The 13103-nt window shown below is 67.0% G+C and carries 14 protein-coding genes; 6 read left to right on the top strand and 8 right to left on the bottom strand.

What is annotated here, in order from left to right:
• Positions 1-5 precede the first annotated feature (5 nt).
• Positions 6-935 carry an AEC family transporter gene (locus tag MTE01_RS08330; RefSeq protein ID WP_141376814.1) on the bottom strand — a complete coding sequence of 310 codons (930 nt, stop codon included), beginning with the start codon at positions 933-935 and terminating at the stop codon, positions 6-8.
• 97 nt (positions 936-1032) lie between these two features.
• Between MTE01_RS08330 and MTE01_RS08325 the strand changes: the two genes are divergently transcribed.
• Both MTE01_RS08325 and MTE01_RS08320 read left to right on the top strand, forming a co-directional pair.
• Positions 1033-1725 carry a class I SAM-dependent DNA methyltransferase gene (locus MTE01_RS08325; RefSeq protein ID WP_170210656.1) on the top strand — a complete coding sequence of 231 codons (693 nt, stop codon included), beginning with the start codon at positions 1033-1035 and terminating at the stop codon, positions 1723-1725.
• A 78-nt stretch (positions 1726-1803) separates the two neighbouring features.
• Positions 1804-2577, top strand: a complete 774-nt coding sequence (locus MTE01_RS08320; RefSeq protein WP_141376810.1) for a dienelactone hydrolase family protein — start codon at positions 1804-1806, stop codon at positions 2575-2577.
• A gap of 327 nt (positions 2578-2904) precedes the next feature.
• On the opposite strand, the gene MTE01_RS08315 is transcribed toward MTE01_RS08320, so the two are convergent.
• From MTE01_RS08315 to MTE01_RS08305, 3 genes are all read right to left on the bottom strand, one after another.
• Positions 2905-4365, bottom strand: a complete 1461-nt coding sequence (locus MTE01_RS08315; protein ID WP_141376808.1) for a Shedu anti-phage system protein SduA domain-containing protein — start codon at positions 4363-4365, stop codon at positions 2905-2907.
• 36 nt (positions 4366-4401) lie between these two features.
• On the bottom strand, positions 4402-4671 hold the full coding sequence (locus tag MTE01_RS08310; RefSeq protein WP_141376806.1) for a hypothetical protein: 270 nt from the start codon (positions 4669-4671) through the stop codon (positions 4402-4404).
• 69 nt (positions 4672-4740) lie between these two features.
• Positions 4741-5037, bottom strand: a complete 297-nt coding sequence (locus MTE01_RS08305; RefSeq protein ID WP_141376804.1) for a hypothetical protein — start codon at positions 5035-5037, stop codon at positions 4741-4743.
• A gap of 240 nt (positions 5038-5277) precedes the next feature.
• Between MTE01_RS08305 and MTE01_RS08300 the strand changes: the two genes are divergently transcribed.
• The gene (locus MTE01_RS08300; RefSeq protein WP_141376802.1) at positions 5278-5622 is read left to right on the top strand and encodes a histone-like nucleoid-structuring protein Lsr2; all 345 of its coding nucleotides are present in this window, start codon (positions 5278-5280) and stop codon (positions 5620-5622) included.
• A gap of 78 nt (positions 5623-5700) precedes the next feature.
• Here the strand turns inward: MTE01_RS08300 and mobF are convergent, their stop codons facing one another.
• Positions 5701-9045, bottom strand: a complete 3345-nt coding sequence (gene mobF, locus MTE01_RS08295) for a MobF family relaxase (RefSeq protein ID WP_170210655.1) — start codon at positions 9043-9045, stop codon at positions 5701-5703.
• Positions 9046-9202: 157 nt separating this feature from the next.
• Here mobF and MTE01_RS17015 point away from each other — a divergent pair, with 157 nt between their 5' ends.
• From MTE01_RS17015 to MTE01_RS08280, 3 genes are all read left to right on the top strand, one after another.
• Positions 9203-9700, top strand: coding sequence for a hypothetical protein (locus MTE01_RS17015; RefSeq protein ID WP_170210654.1), 498 nt, complete (start codon positions 9203-9205; stop codon positions 9698-9700).
• Positions 9697-10803, top strand: coding sequence for a M15 family metallopeptidase (locus MTE01_RS08285; RefSeq protein ID WP_141376796.1), 1107 nt, complete (start codon positions 9697-9699; stop codon positions 10801-10803). The genes MTE01_RS17015 and MTE01_RS08285 overlap by 4 nt, the downstream gene beginning before the upstream one ends.
• Positions 10804-10936: 133 nt before the next feature.
• Complete coding sequence (locus MTE01_RS08280) at positions 10937-11476, top strand: hypothetical protein (RefSeq protein WP_170210653.1); 540 nt, start codon at positions 10937-10939, stop codon at positions 11474-11476.
• Positions 11477-11503: 27 nt separating this feature from the next.
• Here the strand turns inward: MTE01_RS08280 and MTE01_RS08275 are convergent, their stop codons facing one another.
• From MTE01_RS08275 to MTE01_RS08265, 3 genes are all read right to left on the bottom strand, one after another.
• On the bottom strand, positions 11504-11692 hold the full coding sequence (locus tag MTE01_RS08275) for a hypothetical protein (protein WP_141376792.1): 189 nt from the start codon (positions 11690-11692) through the stop codon (positions 11504-11506).
• A gap of 273 nt (positions 11693-11965) precedes the next feature.
• A complete protein-coding gene (locus MTE01_RS08270; RefSeq protein WP_141376790.1) occupies positions 11966-12493 on the bottom strand; it encodes a hypothetical protein in 528 nt (175 codons plus the stop codon).
• A gap of 2 nt (positions 12494-12495) precedes the next feature.
• Positions 12496-13095, bottom strand: coding sequence for a recombinase family protein (locus tag MTE01_RS08265; protein ID WP_141376880.1), 600 nt, complete (start codon positions 13093-13095; stop codon positions 12496-12498).
• Positions 13096-13103 lie beyond the last annotated feature (8 nt).

Raw genomic sequence — 13103 nt, 5'->3', positions numbered from 1 at the left:
GTGTGCTACGCGGGGGAGTGCTCGAGCAGAAGCGCCACCGTGAACAGCACCGGCAGGCAGCCGAGGGTCGAGATGAAGACGACGTCGCGCGACAGGATCTCGCCGACGCCGTAACGCTGCGCGAAGTTGAAGACGTTCTGGGCCGTCGGCAGAGCCGCGAGCACGACGACGATGAACACCTGATCGGCGGGCAGGGCGAAGAGCGTCGCGACCAGCCACGCCAGCGCCGGCATCGCCACCAGCTTGAGAGTCGAGGCGGTGACGACGTCGACGCGGCGTCCCGGCTCGGTCAACACACGCTGGCCGTACAACGACATGCCGTACGACATCAGCAGCACCGGCACGCAGGCTCCCGCGATGAGGTGCAGCGGGTCGAAGACGATGGGCGGCAGGTCGACATCGAGGAGGGCCACGAGGACACCCAGAGCGGAACCGATGAGCATCGGGTTCTTCGCCGTCTGCAAGAGGATGCGCCCGATGTTGCGGGATCCCGAGGTCGCGGCATCCAGGATCGACAGCGCGATGGGCATGAGCACCAGCAACTGGAACAGGATCACCGGAGCCGAGTACGCCGCGTTCCCGAGCATGTACAGCGAGATCGGGATGCCGATGTTGTTGCTGTTCACCTGGCCCGCCAACAGAGCGCCGATCACCGTCTCGCCGACACGGCGACGCAGGACCAGGGCCGAGAAGAGGGCGTAGACGCCGATGATGACCGCGGCGGTGATCATCGACACCGGGAGCAGTGCCGAGAACAGGGTTGCGACGTCGGCCTTCGCGAGCACCGTGAACAGGAGGAAAGGCGAGAGGACGAAGAACGTCAGGCGGCTGAGAACGTGTCGTGCGTGCGGACCGAGCAGGTCGATGCGGGCGATGATGTAGCCCACGACGACGGCGAGACCGACGACGGCGAACCCGGTGAAGACGCCGCTCATGCGCCGGGCTTCCGATCGAGGGCGCACAGGGGAGTCATCGGTTCGAGCGTAGCGGGGGTCTTGGCCCGGCTCGTGACGGCGTGATGGGATGAGGTGCATGTACTCGGATTTCGCACCCTTCTACGACGTCGTCCAAGGGGGCGCGGCCGAGGCCTTCGCCGGATGGATCGAGCGGCATGCGGGGGAGTCGGGACCCTCGCGCCGTTCGGTGCTCGAGCTTGGCTGTGGCACCGGAGCCGTGCTCGAACGGCTGCCCGCGAACTGGACCAAGGTCGGCGTCGACGTCTCGCCCGAGATGCTCGAGATCGCCCGGATCAAGAGAATGGATGCCGAGTTCCTCACCGCGGACATCCGTTCGCTGTCGCTGGGCCGAACGTTCGATGTGGTCGCCTGCGTCTACGACACGATCAACCACCTGCCCGGCAGCGATTGGCCCTCGGTCTTCGCCACAGCCGCGGCGCACCTCGCGGATGGCGGGGTCTTCCTGTTCGACATGAACACCCTCGGCCGCTTGCGGGGGGACGCCGGCGAGGAGCACACCACCGAGGCCGACGGGACGATGGTGTCGATGCGGATCCGTGATGTCGGTGACGATCGTTACGACTGGCATGTGCGGATCGAACGTGCGGGCACCGTCGTCGAGGACACGATCTCGGAGTATGCCATAGCGCTGTCCGAGGTGGGCGCGATGCTGGAGGACTCCGGATTCACGCGAGTCGAGGTGAGCGGCGGGCGCGATCAGCCGGTCGGCGACGACGCGCGGCGGCTGTTCTTCGTCTGTCGGCGCTGAGGCGCAAGGCCCGGCTGCCTCCTGAGCCGAGGGTCTAGTCTCCCCAGCGACACGATTCCTCACCTCCGGGAGCACCGCATGACGACGTATTCCGCAGACCTCGCCGGCATCCTCGACCGCGAACCCCTCCCGGCATCCGGGATCGACTCCGGCGAGGTCGAGTACCACGTCGACGGGGTCGACTACCGCGGTTACCTCGCTCGTCCGGCAGGGGAGGGGCGGTTCCCGGGAGTCCTCGTCGTGCACGACTGGCTCGGGGTGACCGACTACGTCCGGATGCGCTGCGACATGCTCGCCCGGCTCGGCTACGCGGCCTTCGCCGCGGACGTGTACGGCGCCGACGTGCGGCCCGCGCCGGAAGAGGCCGCGGGCGTCGCCGGTGGCTTCTACCAGGACCGGCCGCTGTGGCGGAAGCGCATGACCGAGGCGTTCGACCACCTGGTTTCGCAGCCGTCGGTCGACTCGCAGCGCACCGCGGCGATCGGCTACTGCTTCGGCGGTTCGTCCGTGCTGGAGCTCGCGCGCACGGGCGCCGCGGTCGATGCGGTGGTGAGTTTCCACGGCGGGTTGCTGACCGGACCGGCGGGCGAGGCGGAACGAATCACCGCCAAGCTGCTCGTCCTCCACGGTGCCGCCGACCCCGTCGTTCCCGACGACGCCCTGCTCGCCTTTGAGAACGACCTGCGCACCGCGCCGTCGGTGGACTGGCAGGTGGTCTCGTACGCCAACGCCCTGCACGCGTTCACGCTTCCGGATGCCGACGCCCCCGAGCACGGAGCGCAGTTCCAGGCCGTCGCGGAGCGCCGGAGCTGGACGGCGATGAAGGCGTTCCTGGCGGAGGTTCTCGGCTGAAGGGCCGGCCGACGCACGCATGAACGCGATCCGCGCACATGAACGCGCTGTGCTCGTGTTTGTGCGCGCGGGAAGCGTTGATGGATGCCGTCGTCGCGCTATGGGGTCGGTGCAGGGTCGAGGTCGATCAGCGGGCTCCGCTGAGGCATGAGCCGCGCCGTCGGGCCCTGATCCCGACGCATAAACGCTCCCAGCGACCAAAAACACGCTGTGCTCGCGTTTCTGGTCGCTCGGAGCGTTTATGCGTCGTCGCGGGACGGCCGGTGGCGCGATGCGTGTGCGCCGATAATGCACATTATGTCAGTTCGGGTTGTTACCGCACCGTGTTTACGAGGCGCGATACGCCTCCTCAACTGGGTTATCCTCCTCAACCGGCGGCTCTTTGAGCATGTCGCGCAACGACCTCAGCCGTTCAAGAACTTCATCGTAGCCAAGTACGGTTATGTTAGTGAGACCAGCGCGATAGCGGAGGAAAGACTCTCGCTGTTCGTCGTTTAGCGTGGATATTCTCCCGGTAATCAGGCCGCCGCGTATGTCGTTCCATGGGTCGATTCCTTCTGAGGGCCGTAGGCGCGACGCCAGACTTTGCGGGACCGAGGCCAACTGCGATTGAAGCTGCGCCAGCGGCCCGACGAATTCAGCATGTGGCGCAAATACCGCCGAGCCCGTCCCCGCACCTCGATAAGCATTCGCACTCATCAAAGCGGCTGCGGGCGTCTTGATCTCCACGACCACCGCGGTACCCGTAATCGTGTTCGTGCAGAGGAAGTCCGTGATGCGGGACCCTCGACCCTCGATGTCAGCCGCCTGAACGAACGCATGCTGCAGCTTCACCACAATCGGGGTTGAAAAGAGCAACTGCAAGGCAAAGCGGTTGACGTTGAAAAAGTCCTGCCAGTGCCCCTCATCCCGACTATGACCACCGTCGAGATCGGCCGCAAACCGTTCGATGAGGGTATCTAGCGACGCCAGCTCAATGTCTTCGCGGAGCTGCACCAAACGCGCTGGCGATTCACGGCCGATCGTCGGAGCTGCCGACGTTACCTCGTCTGCGAGGAGATCCCGGTCCGAGGCGCTCACAACATGGCCCGTCTGGACCTCTTCAGTTAGCGCACGGATGATGGGGTGACGTGTGTACTTCGGCGTCATCGGGCTCAGATCGAACAAGCTGGCCACGGCGTTGTGCGTATCGGTCTGGATCACACGAGTCACGGCAGTCCGGCCGCGGCCGCGACTGCGTTCGACCGCGAGACGGTACTCCTCAAACCGGCTCAGTGCCACTTGGAAGACATCCCCGGCACTATCAAGACCCTCGTCGTCGCCGCCCACAAAACGCAGAGTCGAGCAACCTGAGCGGTCCTCAATCTCGTCCAGCAGCCCTCTATAGTCCCGCGAGATGCCCAATCCCCACGCGTAGATAGAACTGAAGCCTTTCGGCAGCCCTGTCTCGTATAGCAGGCCAAACTGGCCATGCTCTCCTGAGTGACTGGACGGGTCCCAGTTAGGGTTCTCAATCTGCAGCTCAGTTATTTTGCGAAATTGCTTCTCGTAGCTCCCCGACCTCAGGGCGCGCGGGCGGAACCTAAGGCGTCCGTTTGCTTTCTCGTAACGCAGTACCTCAAAGCTCTGCAAACCGCTCGCACGCGGCTGAAACTTCATTATGACGTCGTCACCGACCACCTTGTGGACCAACGTCCCCATTCGGTCGTCAACGTCAAAATCAGACCCTGACCACTCATCGACCTCATCGTCGGTGTCGACATCGACACCCGGTATCTCTTCTGACACGTGGCCTCCCCCTGCAAGCGGACCTGAGATTTGACGTTACTGGGTGAGCTCAGCTATCTCATCTTCTTCGGTTACGGCCAGCTCGCGGCGCTCGATGAGACTTCGGACGTCCACGTGTTGAGACACAGATGTTGCGGCAAGAACTTGCTCAATCATGCGTGTCATGAACTGCTCGGGTCGTACGTCCTTCGGGACCCGGTCGAGTTCGACTTTGACGGTCGGATCTGTGTTGGACCAGCTGACGAGGGCGAGGCCGGTGGCGGTGTATCCGTTGGCGCCGCCGAGCTCTCTGTGTACGGCGATCACACGGCGTGGTGACTACGCCTACCCCTCATGACCGGGACAGCGACTGCACCTGTTCTCGCCGTGCGGCAGTCAGATGTACCAGACCTGGAACATCCACTGCCGTCCGCTTTGGTATTGGCAGGGTGTGTGCGCTTGGATCTGGCGGCCGGTGGAGCGCAGGCGGTTCATTGTGGAGCTCTTCACGGACTCGCACCGTGCCTTGGTGGCGTAGTTCGTGTAGTTCTCTCGCATTTCGGTGGCGGCCGAGGCTGCCGGAGCAATAGCCATCCCGCCCCCGATCATGCCCAGTGTGAGCAGCCCTGCAGCGAGCTTGGTCCTGACATTCATGGTTCCCCCAACCAATGAGAAGTGGATAGTGAGCGTCATCGTATTCAAGCCACCCTCTTCCGCGCGAGGGTCTGTACCCCTAGGAAGGGGCGGGCGATGCTTAGCGGCCAGATTTTCCCTCCGCCTGTTCTCGTGCTGCGGAGCCGCCTTCAGCGCGAACGTTCGCGTCGCGGTGGACGGCAAGCGCGCCCCTCCCGCGGTGCGCTCGGCGCAGCGGGCGTTTCGCTTACCAGGTGTTGAGATTTTGCCGGGAGCGCGGGCGGGGTGGAGGATTTGCGTATGGCGATTAGACACATTGAGCAGACGATCGACGACCTCGATGGCTCAGTTCTTGAAGAAGGAGAGGGCACGCGGATTGTCTTTTCCCTTGAGGGGCGGACGTACGAGATTGATTTGTCGGCCTCGAATGCGGAAAAGTTCCGCAGCGCTTTCGCACCGTACGTTGACGCCGCACGGAGCGTCCGCTCAGCCGGCACCGGCCGCGCTCGGCGTTCTTCGCCGTCGAAGAGCGATGTGGATCTGTCGGCGGTACGCGAGTGGGCTCGAGCGAACGGTCACACGGTGAGCGACCGTGGCCGTGTCGCCGCTCCGATCGTCGAGGCCTGGAAGGACGCCACTTCCTAAAAGAAGGGCCTCCGCCCCGCGTGGAACGCCCCGGCCTTTATCTAGCGGCCGACGAATGGGGAGAGAACGGGGACGAGGTTAGCGTTCAAGGGGCGGCGATTGCTCAGGCACGTTCTGCGACTGCTTTGCCCGTTCGGCAGCGGTTTCCTGCCGCTGCGTACGACTGCCCCGGCGGGCAGTGAATGCGGCGTCTTTGCGTGCCTCTTCTTCGGCGGTTCCGGGGCACGGGGCGGTGGGCTTACTGCTGGGGGCGGAGCTTGCCGCTAGGCGGGAGTGCCGGGCGATGGCGGCTTGCTCTTGGGCGCGCGCGGTGTCGAGGCCGGCGTGAGATCCGGCCGCCGTAGCGGCGCGCGCCCAGGCGGCCTTCTGCTCCGCGGTGGGTGCCGGTGCGGGCGCTGCTCGGTGCCGGGCCTGAAACTGCGCGCGGGTGACTTCCGCGTCGCGTTGGGCGGCGTTGCGGCGGAACACTGACGCAGCCTCCGCGGCTGCCTCGGCGTGCGTCACGGCGGCGTAGTCGCTGGCCCATTGCTGCTCGCCTGTGGCGACGGCTTCTCCCGCAGTAGCTTCTTCGAGTGCTACCCGAATGGTGGTGGCGTCTGTAGCGGCTCTTTCGGCGGCAGCCAGGGCGGCGGGGTACTCCGCCGCCGGCACGTCCGGGTAAAGCTCCTGCCACCGTTTTGTCGCGGCTTCCCAGGCGCGCATCTCGGATTGGTACACGCGTTCTTCCGCGGCCATTCGAGCGGCACGCGTCTGCGGGTCGTGGTCATGTTCGGGCAAGGTGATTCCCTCTACGTCGCGTTGTGCGGCGTCGCGGGCAGCTTCGGTGCCGCGGTCGCCGGCCTCCCGGCCCATTGCCGCGGTGAATACATCGCGGGCTTCGACGTGGCTTTCCGCGACGACGTGCAGGACGTTGTGCTCGCGGCCGCGGGTGGCGGCGACGTAGACGGCCTGGGCCGATGAGGCGTCGGTGATGACGCCATGGCCGTAGGCGACCGTGGCTCCCTGCACGCCGTACTCCGTCGACGCGTACGCCAGGTGTGTGTTCTGCTCGACGCACTCGCGGGGCAACCGCGCCTGTTTGGCCCCTTCGCTGACGCTCACGGAACCGTCGCGGTGCACCCGGTCGACGGTCCACGTGTCGCGGTTGGCCACGCCGAGCTCCGAGCTGTTGCGGCGGGTCATGAGCCGGTCGCCCACCCGGAGGGTGAGAGCGTCACTGCCGGCGACCTCGACACCGGGTGTGCGGGTTCTGCCGGCGTCTGCGTGCGCGGCCTGGACGAGTGCGTTCAACTCGGCCGCCTGGTCGTTGGTGGCCACGGCCACCGCGACCGACGCCCCCGCGGCCGCGCGACGTGACACGTCGGCGATGATCGCCTCCCACGCCTTCTCGGGCGTCTCGTGCACGACCAGGTTGCCGCGCTCCTGCAACTGATCGAACAAGGCCCGCGGCTCGACGCGATCGCGCATCCGCAACGTGAGGTCGGCGTAGCCGGCTTCCCGGAACCGGTGCAGCTCGGTGAGGTCGAGGGGACGCGGGTGCGCGGCCACGGCCATATCGAGCACTCCCCCGCGCCCGATCGCCGGCAGCTGCGCACGGTCCCCGATCATGGCCAGCGGAGCGGCGTTCTCGTTCGCGACAGTGACCAGCGCGTGCGCCAAGTCCTGATCGATCATGCCGGCCTCGTCGACGACGACGCGTGTATCCGCGTCCACGCGGTACTCCGCGCCGGGCCCGTCGTAGATCGCGCCTGTAGCGGGGTCGACCTCGCCCACGGCGAGGCGCGTCCAGCGGCCGTCGTCGTCCCACCGGAAGCCGTGTTCGTGCACGAGCTTGTGCACGCTGGACGCTTGCGCGCCGATCGACGAGGCGGCCTCGTTCGCTGCTCGGAGGGTCGGGGCGAGCACCACGAAGCGGAGTCCTTCGGCCTGGCCAAGATCGCGCGCCGCGGCGAGCATCGTCGTCTTGCCGGAACCGGCGGCACCCTCGATCACGATCAGCGGTGCCCGAGTGGCGAGGGCCCGCGCCGCGGTCGACTGCTCCGCGTTCAGCCCCGCCAGAGCCGGCGCCTCGATGTCGATGGTCAGACCGGATGCCATGGCCCGATCGGTGAGCCTCGCGCGCAACTCTTCCTCGATGCGCTGCACACGTTCGCTGGTCAAGTGGCGCACCCACCCGGGCACTTGTCCGGGCACGTCCATGTGCAGCTGCGGCAGGTTCGCGGCGACCTGCGCCGCAACGGTGCGGGCGAACACGGTGACTTCCTCGGGCGTGGCGCGGACGGAGGTTTGCCCGACGAGAACGCCGACGTGGCCTTCTAGGTCTGCGACCGACCACGCCGACGATTTCGAGCCCGCGACCATCACGACATGCTCAGCGATCGCGGCGCGGTCCAGCTGGTCGAGGGTGACCGCTGCGGGGCGCGCGACAGGTGCAAAAGCGTCGACCTGTAGGCCTTCCTCGCGCAGTTCGCGCACCCACTTCTGCTCGGCGTTCTCTGTCGCCTGACGCTTACGCGGTCGCTCGAACGCCCATGCTTTCTGGTCCCATTCGCGAAGGGCTGTGGCGTCGGGTTCCTGCCCCGGGTGGGCGGTGCGCCATTCACGCTCGAAGCGGGCGCGGTTGGCCTCGATCTGGTTGGCGCGCTTGGACATGACGCGCGCATGTTCGTCGAGGTTGGTGACGCGTCCGGTGGCCGCGTCGAACGTGAAACCTGCATCCGCAAGCGCTGCGTGCAGTCGCGCATCGGAGTTGATCGTGGCCTCTCCGACGCCGCGCAGTGCGCCCTGCTGCTTCAACGTCGCGGCGGTGTGTAGCCCGCGCCATTGGCCCTCCGCGAACACGCGCGTCCCCCACTGCATATGCACGTGGCGGTGCGGGTCGCCTGCGCGGGAAGACCGGTGCACGACGGCGACGGATTCGATGCGCTCCACCGGCACCAGGCGCTGCTCTCCGCGCGGCCCGACACGGGTCACGGAGTTCTGTGCCATGTACCGGTTCATGGCCTCGCCAGCGGCGGCCTGAGCGTCATCCAGCGCCGCGGAAACGGCAGGGTCAAGGGCCGCGGCGACGGACAGGCTCTTGTCGCAGTTGATGGTCATCTCCACGAACCGCGGCGAAGCCGGGTTGACGACGACTTCCCCGCTGCGGTTGATGCGTGTCTCTTCGCGGGGTGTGCCGCGGAGCAAGCCGGACTTGGGGTCCTTCCAGTCGACCCACGCTTGATACGTCGGACCGTCAAGCGTGGCGGTAGCTGTCTCCACGCCCTGCCCGTCCCACGCCGCCCAGGCCGCAACAGCCCCGGCGTCAGCGAGGTAGTACTCGTCAGCGTGCGAATGGTCCGATTCGAGGTAGGCGCGCGCGGCAGCCTCGCCGCCGCGATCAAGCGCGAGGATGAGGCACGCGCCGCGCTCGACGAGGCGCACGCCGCCGTCGCCGCCGCACGTCGCACCGCTCTCGCCCGCGGGTGGGAGGAACGCGAACTGAAAAAGCTCGGGCTGGCCTCGGCCACGCGCCCGAGCCGTGGGCGTAAGGCGAAGCCCGCCGCACCCACGAACACAGAGACGAGCGAGGAATCCCGCGGTGAAGATCACGCGTAACGTCGCGGTCCTCGCGCTCAGCACGGGACTCGTGGTGAGCCTCGCCGGGTGCACCCTCTTTGGGGGCGAGTCGACCGGCTCGGACAACGCCGCGGCGACGAGCACCGCGCAGCCTGCGCCCGGTCAGAGTGCGCCGACGACGGCGAGCACTCCGCGTACGGATGCGGCGGCCGTCGCCGCGGTCGAAGCGATGACCGCCTACGTGCAGCACCACGATGACGAGGCCGCCTGGTGGAGCGGCCTGAGCCCCTACCTCTCCCCCGAAGCGAAGTTCGTTATTGAGGGAACCGACCCGGCGCAGATTCCGGCGACACGGATCACCGGTGACGCGATCGCGACGCCCGCGTCGGCGTCATCGGTGAGCGTGCTCATTCCCACCGACGCCGGTCAGTACCGGCTCGATATGACCACGCGCGGGGACGACGGCACCGCGGGTGTCTGGGTGGTGTCCGGCTTCACTGCGCCCGAAGGCACCCGATGAAAGGGGGCCTCGTTACTGGGGGCGCGGTCGCCGGTGTGTTCGCCCTGATCGTGGGCCTGGTGCTCGGGTTGACCATGAGTGCGAACGCGTGTGGTCCCAGCGTCGCAGCCAGCGCCTCCGCCACGTCCGGCAGTGTCGCCGGGTACAGCGGTGACCAGCTGCAAAACGCAGCGACGATCATGAACGTCGCGACACAGCGCAAGCTCTCCACGCAAGCTCAGGTCGTCGCCGTGACGACGGCCATTGGGGAGTCGTCGCTGCACAACATCGGGTACGGCGATTGGGAGACGAACGGGGTCACCAACCCCGACGGCTCCCCCACGACGTCCATTGGTCTGTTCCAGCAACAAGACTCCTGGGGCACACGCGAACAGCGCCTCGACCCCGCCACCGCAGCCGGCCTGTTCTATGACCGTCTCGTCGCCGATCCCGGGTGGGAGACGATGACCGTCACCCTCGCCGCGCACAAGGTGCAGCGCAACGCTAACCCCGACCACTACGCGAAGTACGAACCCGCCGCTCGAGAAATCATCACCGCGCTCACCGGCAGCGACCCCGGAGCCCCCGCCGCGTCTTGCGCGGGCGGCGCATACCCTCCTGCAAACGGACAAGAACCCGGCCCCTGGGGCGGATTCGAAAACGGTCGCATACCTACGAACCTTCTGACCCCGATCCCCTGGGCGTCGAGCTACACGCTCCGCTCCGACGCGACGGCCGCGCTCATCGCCATGAACAGCGCATACCGGCAGACCTTCGGGCGTGACCTGTTCATCAACGACGGGTACCGCGACTACGCCGGCCAGGTCGAAGCGCAACGCATCTACGGCGGCAACGCCGCGACGCCCGGTCAGTCGAACCACGGGTGGGCCATGGCGATCGACATTGGCGAACCCATCAGCGGAGCCGCGATCGGATACGACAGCGCCACGTACCTCTGGCTCACCCTCAACGCCGGCCGCTACGGGTGGGCGCATCCCGACTGGGCGCAGCCGGGAGGGCGCGGACCGCATGAAGCGTGGCACTGGGAGTACTACGGCACAGCGCCGGCCGCGCCGGCCGCGCTCTCGTCGACGACCTCCACGGACTGGGACCTGGCCGCATGACTCCCCCGAGGCGAGGGCGCTAGTGGGCCGCGCAGCTGAGCCGAACCACGTTCCCGGTAGCCCTGCGTCCGGGGCGCTGTGGGCCGAGGTCGAGTGGGTGCCTGCAGGCGAGCGCCGACGACTCAAAATCGTCATGGCGGGCACACTCGGGCTCATGATCGTGGGTATCGCTGTGCATCTCACAGGGATGGTCCTGGCGCGAACGGGTGCCGGTGTTCCGCTCATGCTGGTTGGCATTGCACTTGTCGCTTTGGCCTTGCCGGTCGCGGTGTTCGTCAACTCATACCGGGGCATCACCCCGGGCACACCCGGGCCCCCGCAACTCTTCCACCTCTCCCCCATCAAGTGGGAGCCGCAAGACATCGTGACCCTCGAAGCCTCCCGCAGTCGCGGCCGACAGTTCTTCGTCGACCACGGCAAGCTCCGCCGGCAGTACAAGCGGATGGTCTTCTTCTTCCCGCAGCGGCCGACGTCGAAACACATGGGGCAACAAAGCCTCAAGAGCAAGAAGGGACAGCTGTACTTGTACGAGCTAGAGCCACTGACACCCCTCGGCCCGCAGTATCAACGCGGCGCGGCGCTGGGCATCCCACACGACGTCACTGTCCGCGTGCTGAACCGACAGCCCCTCCCCCTCACAGCCCGTTCCCGACTTAGGAGACGTGGGCGTTAGGGGTCGCCGCCCGACGACCCCTAACGGTTAGGCGTTGGAGCGTCGGAAGCTCCAAGACACCCACGCCGTGATCAGGCATCCCAGCCCGCTGCCGAGTCCGAGGGCCGCGACCAGGAGAACCGTGGTGGTGTTCCAGGTCAGGATGCTGAGAAGGGCTGTGATCGCGAGAAGGATCGTGCCGGCGATGATGCAGCTGAGTTCGAAGTGCTTGGACATGGTGTGAGTCTCCTTGGTGGTGGTCGGTGCAAAAGCAGCGAGAACGAAGCGGAGTGACCCGTCGTAGCGGTAAGCGGACTGAGGAGCGCAGCGACGAGGGGGCATTAAGGAGCGGAGACGGGGCACGCAGCGCCGGAGCGTAGTTATCGTCGCGCAGCACCGAACCACCGCCAAGGAGACGACCCCGATGACCAACGACGGGCGACCCGCACCGTCACCGTCTGCCGCTCTTTCGGGGCCCGGTGTCCGTCGCACGTGCGTACGCATGTCGACTCAGAACAGAGTGGGGTGCCCGGGGTCGACACCGCTGAGCACCCCGTGAATGGCCGCAGCGTCCCACCCGCGTTCGAGCACCGCAGTGCGCAGTGCGCGGGAGCGGCGGGCCCTCTCCGCTCGAGGTAGATCCCGAAAGCGCAGCGTGGCGCTCGGGCGGGGTTGGCGGCCGCGACGGGCGCGGTCCTGCATGTTGTCAGACGTATCCCCCGGGCGAAGGTGCGAGGCCTCTGGGTCGACGTCAGCGTGCACACAGAGCGGCACATCACACCGGTGCAGGATCAGGACGTCCGGTGTGAGCTCGCGCCCGGTGAGGGCCGTGTAGGCATACCGCTGTGGGCGGACGATCTTCTGTTTCCCGTCGACGCCGGCCGTCCAGAACCGGCCGTAGCCGTCGTCCGCGATCGCGCCCGTCCATAGCCAGCAGTCCCCCGCCGCCGGCCCTTTGAGCACGAACTGCCAGAACCGCTCCGCCTCGGTCCGCGTGGTGGCTCGACGTCGACGAGGCGTCGCCGGGATATCGGTCATGGCTAGCCGTCTGCGGCTGTGTCAGGCGATGGGTGCCGGCGCCGGTGCCGCTCGGCCGCGCGATACACGCTCGCCCGCGAGATCCGGAACGACTGGGCGATGTCGGAAGGCGACTCGTCGCCCTCGTCGAGCATCCGCGCGATCGCCGCATCCGCCTTCGGGGAGATCGACGGTTGACGGCCTTTGAGCTTTGCCCGCACCGCCGGCCGCGCCATGGCCTCCTGAGTGCGGAGACTGATCCACCCACCCTCGGCCTCCGCGATCGCGGCGAGGAAGGACAGGAAGAGTTTCGACCACGGGTCGCGCGGGTCGTAGACCGTGTGCCCCATCTGAAAGATGACCCCGCGGTCGGTGAGTTCGCGCACCAGGCGCAACGTGTCTTCGAGGTTGCGGGCGAAACGATCCATCTTCGGGACGACAAGGGTGTCACCCTCGCGCACCGCGGCGAGGGCCTGGCGCAGCCCCGCCCGAGAGGCGTTCTTGCCGGTGAAGCCGGCGTCGGTGTAGATCCGCTCGGCGTCGACGCCGGCACCGATCAGAAACGCATGCTGAGCCTCGACGTCCTGCGCCGTCGTCGACACCCGCGAGTACCCGACCTTCATACGACCGC

This window comes from Microbacterium testaceum (genome assembly GCF_006539145.1).
GTDB lineage: Bacteria > Actinomycetota > Actinomycetes > Actinomycetales > Microbacteriaceae > Microbacterium > Microbacterium testaceum.
This window is presented reverse-complemented; position numbering and strand designations above follow the sequence as displayed.

Coding starts and splice junctions, on each gene's coding strand:
- MTE01_RS08325 (WP_170210656.1), top strand. CDS start 1,033: ATGTACTCGGATTTCGCACCCTTCTACGACGTCGTCCAAGGGGGCGCG.
- MTE01_RS08275 (WP_141376792.1), bottom strand. CDS start 11,692: ATGTCCAAGCACTTCGAACTCAGCTGCATCATCGCCGGCACGATCCTT.
- MTE01_RS08300 (WP_141376802.1), top strand. CDS start 5,278: ATGGCGATTAGACACATTGAGCAGACGATCGACGACCTCGATGGCTCA.
- MTE01_RS08330 (WP_141376814.1), bottom strand. CDS start 935: ATGAGCGGCGTCTTCACCGGGTTCGCCGTCGTCGGTCTCGCCGTCGTC.
- MTE01_RS08285 (WP_141376796.1), top strand. CDS start 9,697: ATGAAAGGGGGCCTCGTTACTGGGGGCGCGGTCGCCGGTGTGTTCGCC.
- MTE01_RS08320 (WP_141376810.1), top strand. CDS start 1,804: ATGACGACGTATTCCGCAGACCTCGCCGGCATCCTCGACCGCGAACCC.
- MTE01_RS08270 (WP_141376790.1), bottom strand. CDS start 12,493: ATGACCGATATCCCGGCGACGCCTCGTCGACGTCGAGCCACCACGCGG.
- MTE01_RS08265 (WP_141376880.1), bottom strand. CDS start 13,095: ATGAAGGTCGGGTACTCGCGGGTGTCGACGACGGCGCAGGACGTCGAG.
- MTE01_RS08280 (WP_170210653.1), top strand. CDS start 10,937: ATGGCGGGCACACTCGGGCTCATGATCGTGGGTATCGCTGTGCATCTC.
- MTE01_RS08305 (WP_141376804.1), bottom strand. CDS start 5,037: ATGACGCTCACTATCCACTTCTCATTGGTTGGGGGAACCATGAATGTC.